The sequence below is a fragment of the Pseudomonadales bacterium genome, from assembly GCA_013215025.1.
In the GTDB taxonomy this organism is placed as follows: domain Bacteria; phylum Pseudomonadota; class Gammaproteobacteria; order Pseudomonadales; family DT-91; genus DT-91.
This window is the reverse complement of sequence record JABSRR010000077.1, coordinates 1-6,026: the sequence shown is the minus strand read 5'-3', so window position 1 is coordinate 6,026 and position 6,026 is coordinate 1. Positions and strand designations below refer to the sequence as shown.

Sequence of the window (6,026 nt, the reverse complement as noted above, 5' to 3'; positions counted from 1 at the left end):
CCGGTATTGGGCAAACGCTTTGCTGATGGGGAAGCCTCAAGTATTGGTGCTGTAATAAGCCGCTTTGATGATAGCCCTAGCGCCACGCAAGATTTATTCGCCAACGGCGATGTTGAGAATAACTTTACCGGCAAAGCCTGGGAAACGGCTGAGTGGGTCAGCACTAAGCGGAACGAGGCATCATTAAGCTGGCTGCGTGAAATTAATGCTGATTGGAATCTGCGTTTAGCCAGCAGTTGGGCCGAACATGAACAAGATTCTTTTTATGAAGGCTTTGATTACTTTGCCAAAGACGAGATGCTTTATGTCGACGCAAAAATCAATTGGATTGCCAACAGTGATCACCTATTAACCTGGGGTGTTGACCTGCGCGATGAAAAAATGCGCTCAGACTCCTATGCCGGTGAATTAAGTCCTGATTATGTTTCTGATAGCTTTGACTACGAAGTGGTTGGTTTGTATTTACAAGATACTTGGCAAGCACTGGATAATCTACAGATTGCCCTAGCGGTGCGTTTTGATCAGATTACTGCCGACTTCATCGATCCTTCCAAATCAGGCACGGAAATTGACGAGCAAATTATCTCGCCGCGTGTAGATATGCGTTTAATGCATAGNGACCGTTGGACCTCTCGTTTATCAGCTGGTCGTGGCTATCGTGCACCGCTGTCGTTTTTTGAAACAGATCATGGCATTTTAGATTCAGGTCAGGGCTTTATTGTTGATGTTGACGAGTTAGAGCGCTCAGCTTCTGCAACTTATGCACTCAGCTTCGAGGGAGAAGCATTAACAACTACACTATCGTTAGCCTATACCGAGGTAGATAATCTTGCTGCGCTGGACGAAGATGCCGCTGGTGTGCCAGTGCTCACGCAGCTTGAAGAAACATCCAGCGTTACCGCAGCCGATATTGCTGTAAGCTATCAAGTGAATCAGCAGTTAAATGTTAGCGTGACTGCAGAAACCTACGATTACGACGATAATTTTAAGCTGTCTTATACTTCGGCACCGATTGAAGAGCGTATCACTCTGGCGGGAGACTATGCGATAAATCAATGGGATCTCAATGCCAGCCTTACGTGGTTTGGCGCACGTGATCTGACCGACTATGGCTATGAGGGGTTTAACCGCGTTAATGCCTCAGGTGACGTTATAGACAGCAGCGAAAAAACAAGCGATGCACCTGACTTTTTCACATTAGATGTGAAAGTGCAGCGCCATATTGGTGAGCATGCCAGCGTATATTTTGGTGCCAGCAATTTGCTGGATTATACCCAAGCTGGCAATGAAGAGTCGCCGTTAATGTTTGATGCAGACGGTGGTTACGATGTGGCGTATATATATGGCCCATTACGTGGTCGTGAGGCCTATGTCGGCTTTAAGTTAAGCTACTAATGCATCTGCTCATCAGTAAAATCAACGCATAGGTGTTTCTGTGAAACGTGTTGCCCTTTTCTGCAGCCTACTGTTGTTATCGGTTCAGTTTGTCTGGGCCGATAGAGCACCTAGTCTGTTAGATTTTACTGCAGTTGATATCGGCAGTGGTGAGGCATTTCAGCTTGCTGACCGTGTGTTTACAGTGCCGCAGCCAAGTTTGGTGTTGTTCTTTGAGCCAAACTGCAGCTGGTGCTATAAACAGGCCAAGGTGTTTGATCAGTTAGCTGCCGCTTGCCCGCAATTGACAATGTTTGGCTTAGGCGTAAACGGTAGTCGTGTCGCATTGCAAAAAGAAGCATGGCGCCTGCGTGTTACATTCCCGCTATGGATGGCCAGTCAATCAATGCTGGCATCTACCGGCCCAATAAAAACGACACCTTTAAGCTTGTTGTTAGATGATGCGGGAAAAATTATTTTTAGTGCTAAGGGCTATATGGATGCTGCGCGTTGGCGAGAGGCGTTGATTGAGCATGGTGTAAAGCTTGAGCAGCAAGGCTCGGCGGCTGATTGCCAACTGATTTGATGGCCGTGATAGCGTCTTAGCTTGCTGTATGAAGTTTTAAAGGCCATATAAAAGCGATATAAAGCCGATGCAAAGCCGATGTAAAGGCAGTTTAAACCGCCATGCCGCTAAAATCGAACTTCTATCTGCTGTTCTGCCATATAAGCTTTCGCTTGTGGAATTGAGTATTCGCCAAAGTGAAAAATGCTGGCTGCCAACACCGCATCAGCGCCACCTTTTAGTACACCATCTACCAAGTGGTCAAGATTGCCAACGCCGCCTGAGGCGATTACCGGCACCTGCACGGCATCACTGATCGCGCGTGTTAGTTCAAGGTCGTAACCTTGCTTTGTGCCGTCTCCGTCCATGCTAGTTAAGAGTACTTCACCTGCGCCATATTCTGTCATTTTGACAGCCCATTCAACCGCATCGATGCCGGTCGGTTTGCGCCCGCCATGGGTAAAGATTTCCCAGCGCTTGGGCTCTGAATCGCTGCTCACACATTTCGCGTCAATCGCGATCACAATGCATTGCGAGCCAAATTTATCGGCGGCTTCTTTGACAAGCTCAGGGTTGGTGATGGCAGCGGAATTGATGCCGACCTTATCGGCACCTGCATTTAACATGGTACGAATGTCTTCAACTTTGCGAATGCCGCCGCCAACGGTTAAGGGAATAAAAATCTCACTCGCAATTTGCTCAACCATATGCACCATGGTGTCGCGGTCTTGGTGGGTGGCGGTGATGTCTAAAAAAGTGATTTCATCGGCGCCTTGTTCGTTATAGCGCTTAGCAACTTCAACGGGGTCGCCGGCGTCGCGAATATCAACAAAATTAACCCCTTTCACGACACGCCCTGCATCAACATCAAGGCAGGGAATAATGCGTTTAGCGAGAGCCATATAAAGTCCTTAGTTACCTTGCCACTGCAGGAAGTTGCGTAAGAAGCGAAGCCCAGCAAGGTGGGATTTTTCAGGGTGAAACTGTGCAGCAACTAAATTGTCGCGGGCAAAGGTGGCGGCAAAATATTGGCCATAGTCACATCGCCCAATCACCTCGTTAGGATCTGACATATCGACAAAATAGGAATGTACAAAGTAGAAGCGCGCATCATCTTTAATGCCGTGCCAAACGGGATGGTCGGTCAGCTGTTTCACATTGTTCCAGCCCATATGCGGTACTTTTAAATGATCATGCTGGCCGGCTTGATATTGACTGCCAGCAAATAAGCGAACCTTGGCGGGAAACATGTCAAGGCAGTCAACCCCGCCGTTTTCTTCGCTGTGACTCATCAGTGCCTGCATGCCCACGCATACTCCTAATATGGGTTGCTTTTGTGCAATCACTTGACTAACCGTTTGATCAAGCTGCAAGCGTTTAATCTCGGCCATACAGTCACGAATAGCGCCGACGCCTGGAAAAATCACATGATCTGCCGACAAAATCTCATCGGCCTTAGCGGTGATTAATACCTGTGCATCGGGGGCTTCATGCTCAACGGCTGAAGCAACCGAGTGTAAATTACCCATGCCATAATCAATAATGGCAACGCTTTGCAGCATTATAAAACGCCCTTGGTTGAAGGCATTTGATCCAGTGCCCGCTGGTCAAAACTCAGTGCCATGCGCAAAGCGCGACCAAAGGCTTTGAAGATGGTTTCGGCTTGGTGGTGAGTATTAACCCCACGTAAATTATCAATATGCAAGGTTGTGCCGGCGTGGTTAACAAAGCCCTGAAAAAACTCAATAAACAGGTCAACATCAAAACCACCGACGCTGCCGCGCGTAAAGTCGCAGTGCCACTCAAGGCCCGGACGACCAGAAAAATCAATCACCACGCGCGACAAGGCTTCATCCAGCGGCACATAGGCATGACCGTAACGCACAATACCTTTTTTATCGCCTACGGCCTGCTTAAACGCCATGCCTAGGGTAATGCCGATATCCTCAACCGTGTGGTGGTCGTCAATATGCGTGTCGCCATTGGCCTTAATATCGAGATCAATCAAACCATGACGTGCAATTTGGTCCAGCATATGCTCTAAAAACGGTACCCCAGTATCAAACACCGCGTTGCCGCTGCCGTCTAAATTGATGCTGGCTGTAATTTGGGTTTCTAAGGTGTCACGATTCACCGTGGCAGTACGTGCACTCATGCTGGGCTCCGTCATTAAATCAAGCGGGTATTATAGAGCAAAGCGTAGGCAGGCTCTAGCCTGTCATTGTATAATGCTGATTTTGTCGATAGCAGATATGGATCAAGTCGAGTGTGTGGTAGTGGGTGGTGGTGTGGTTGGCTTAACCGCTGCCCGCGCGCTGTCGCAGCATGCTGAAGTGTTTGTGCTTGAGCAAGGGGTGACGGCTGGCCAAGGGGTATCGGCACGCAACTCTGGGGTAATCCACGCCGGCATCTATTACCCCAAAGATTGGCTTAAAACCCAGCTTTGTCTCGCCGGGCGCCGCCTGTTGTATCAGTATTTACAGGCGAAACAACTGCCGCACAAAAAGCTCGGCAAGCTGATCGTCGCCAATCAATCTCAGCAGCCAGCGCTGCGTCGATTAGCGCAGCAGGCCCAGCACAACGGGGTAGAGGGGCTGCAGTTACTGGATAGCACCCAACTGCGTAATCGTGAACCTCAGCTGCACGCAGATAGCGCCTTGTTCTCGCCAGAGTCTGGTATTGTCGATGTGCCTGCTTTATTGCTAGCACTGCAGGCCGAGCTTGCACAAGCTGGCTGCCAGCTGTTATACAATCAGCAGCTGTCGTCTTTAAGCCCAGAGCCAGGCGGCGGTTTCTGTTTAACTGTGAATGCAGGCTGTGATGATGCCTATCAGGTATTTGCTCAGCGCGTGGTGTTGGCCACCGGTTTGGATCCTCTGCCAGATGGGCTGCAGCAATTGAAGCCGCTGGTGCCGCGCTTTTGGGCCAAAGGGCATTATTTTCGCTATCAGGCGGCTGCGCCGTTTGGTCATTTAATCTACCCCATGCCTGAGCCGCAGGGCCTCGGTGTGCATAGCACGCTCGATATGGCCGGGCAGCTGCGATTTGGCCCCGATGTGCAGTATGTGCCAGTGGTGGCAAAGCCCGACTATGCTTTTGAGGCGGATGCGCATGCACGCTTTGTTGCGGCTATCAAACGCTATTACCCGGCCTTAGCCGCTGATAAACTTGTGCCCGACTTTGTCGGCATTCGGCCAAAATTATCCGGCCCTGATGCGCCTGCTGAAGATTTTGCCGTGCTCACGCAGCGCCAGCATGGTTTGGCGGGGCTTGTTTGTCTGGCGGGTATAGAGTCGCCGGGTTTAACTGCCAGTTTTGCGCTGGCGCAATTGATTGCAGAGACACTGTATGCAGACCAGTTTTAGTGCGCGCGTATTAGCTTGGTATGACCAGCACGGACGCAAAGATTTGCCCTGGCAGCAGGCGATCACCCCCTACCGGGTATGGTTGTCAGAAATCATGTTGCAGCAAACCCAAGTGACGACGGTGATCGATTATTTTACGCGCTTCACTGCACGCTTTCCCACCGTGCAAGATTTAGCCAATGCTGATTTAGAGCAAGTGTTAGCGCTGTGGGCAGGGCTTGGCTACTATAGCCGCGCCAAAAATCTGCATCGTGCAGCGATCATGGTTTGCCAGGAATTTGCCGGTGAATTCCCCTCAGAACAGGCTGAGCTAGAGCGGCTGCCAGGTGTTGGCCGTTCGACTGCGGCGGCGATTCGCTCGCTGGCGTTTCAGCAGCCAGCGGCTATTCTGGATGGCAATGTAAAACGTGTATTGGCGCGCCATCAGGGCATAGCCGGTTGGCCAGGCCAGACACAAACCTTGAAAGCGCTGTGGCAGGCTGCCGAAAGCCTAACGCCAAGCTCGCGCAGCCGGGCTTACACGCAAGTGATGATGGATTTAGGGGCAACCGTTTGCACGCGCAGCCGCCCGAAATGTGCCCTGTGTCCGGTACAGCATGACTGCATCGCTCTGGCAGACGATGTCATTGACCAACTGCCCGGTAAAAAGCCGAAAAAAACCCTGCCGGTCAAAACTACGCAAATGCTGTATATCGAATACCAATCGGCACTATGGTTAGAGC

At 50.5% G+C, this 6,026-nt stretch carries 7 protein-coding genes; 4 read left to right on the top strand and 3 right to left on the bottom strand.

Annotated elements, in window-relative coordinates; all coding sequences use genetic code 11:
* Both HRU21_07250 and HRU21_07245 read left to right on the top strand, forming a co-directional pair.
* On the top strand, positions 1 to 1,395 hold a 1,395-nt coding region (locus HRU21_07250), incomplete at its 5' end, for a TonB-dependent receptor (protein NRA42091.1).
* 40 nt (positions 1,396 to 1,435) lie between these two features.
* Positions 1,436 to 1,960 (top strand): hypothetical protein, encoded by a 525-nt coding sequence (locus HRU21_07245; protein ID NRA42090.1) that lies wholly within the window; start codon positions 1,436 to 1,438, stop codon positions 1,958 to 1,960.
* Positions 1,961 to 2,067: 107 nt separating this feature from the next.
* Here HRU21_07245 and hisF read toward each other — a convergent pair whose 3' ends face one another.
* The 3 genes from hisF to hisB are packed head-to-tail and all read right to left on the bottom strand — an operon-like array spanning position 2,068 to position 4,094.
* Positions 2,068 to 2,841, bottom strand: coding sequence for an imidazole glycerol phosphate synthase subunit HisF (gene hisF, locus HRU21_07240; GenBank protein NRA42089.1), 774 nt, complete (start codon positions 2,839 to 2,841; stop codon positions 2,068 to 2,070).
* 9 nt (positions 2,842 to 2,850) lie between these two features.
* Positions 2,851 to 3,498, bottom strand: a complete 648-nt coding sequence (hisH, locus tag HRU21_07235) for an imidazole glycerol phosphate synthase subunit HisH (protein NRA42088.1) — start codon at positions 3,496 to 3,498, stop codon at positions 2,851 to 2,853.
* Positions 3,499 to 3,500: 2 nt separating this feature from the next.
* Positions 3,501 to 4,094, bottom strand: coding sequence for an imidazoleglycerol-phosphate dehydratase HisB (hisB, locus tag HRU21_07230; protein NRA42087.1), 594 nt, complete (start codon positions 4,092 to 4,094; stop codon positions 3,501 to 3,503).
* A 97-nt stretch (positions 4,095 to 4,191) separates the two neighbouring features.
* Between hisB and HRU21_07225 the strand changes: the two genes are divergently transcribed.
* Both HRU21_07225 and mutY read left to right on the top strand, forming a co-directional pair.
* Positions 4,192 to 5,304 carry an FAD-dependent oxidoreductase gene (locus tag HRU21_07225; GenBank protein ID NRA42086.1) on the top strand — a complete coding sequence of 371 codons (1,113 nt, stop codon included), beginning with the start codon at positions 4,192 to 4,194 and terminating at the stop codon, positions 5,302 to 5,304.
* Positions 5,288 to 6,026, top strand: a 739-nt coding sequence (mutY, locus tag HRU21_07220; protein NRA42085.1) for an A/G-specific adenine glycosylase, incomplete at its 3' end; no start/stop codon positions are given. The genes HRU21_07225 and mutY, both read left to right, overlap by 17 nt.

Bases quoted from the DNA above. Each gene is read 5' to 3' on its own strand.
- hisF (NRA42089.1), bottom strand. From the start codon at position 2,841: ATGGCTCTCGCTAAACGCATTATTCCCTGCCTTGATGTTGATGCAGGG.
- hisB (NRA42087.1), bottom strand. From the start codon at position 4,094: ATGAGTGCACGTACTGCCACGGTGAATCGTGACACCTTAGAAACCCAA.
- HRU21_07225 (NRA42086.1), top strand. From the start codon at position 4,192: ATGGATCAAGTCGAGTGTGTGGTAGTGGGTGGTGGTGTGGTTGGCTTA.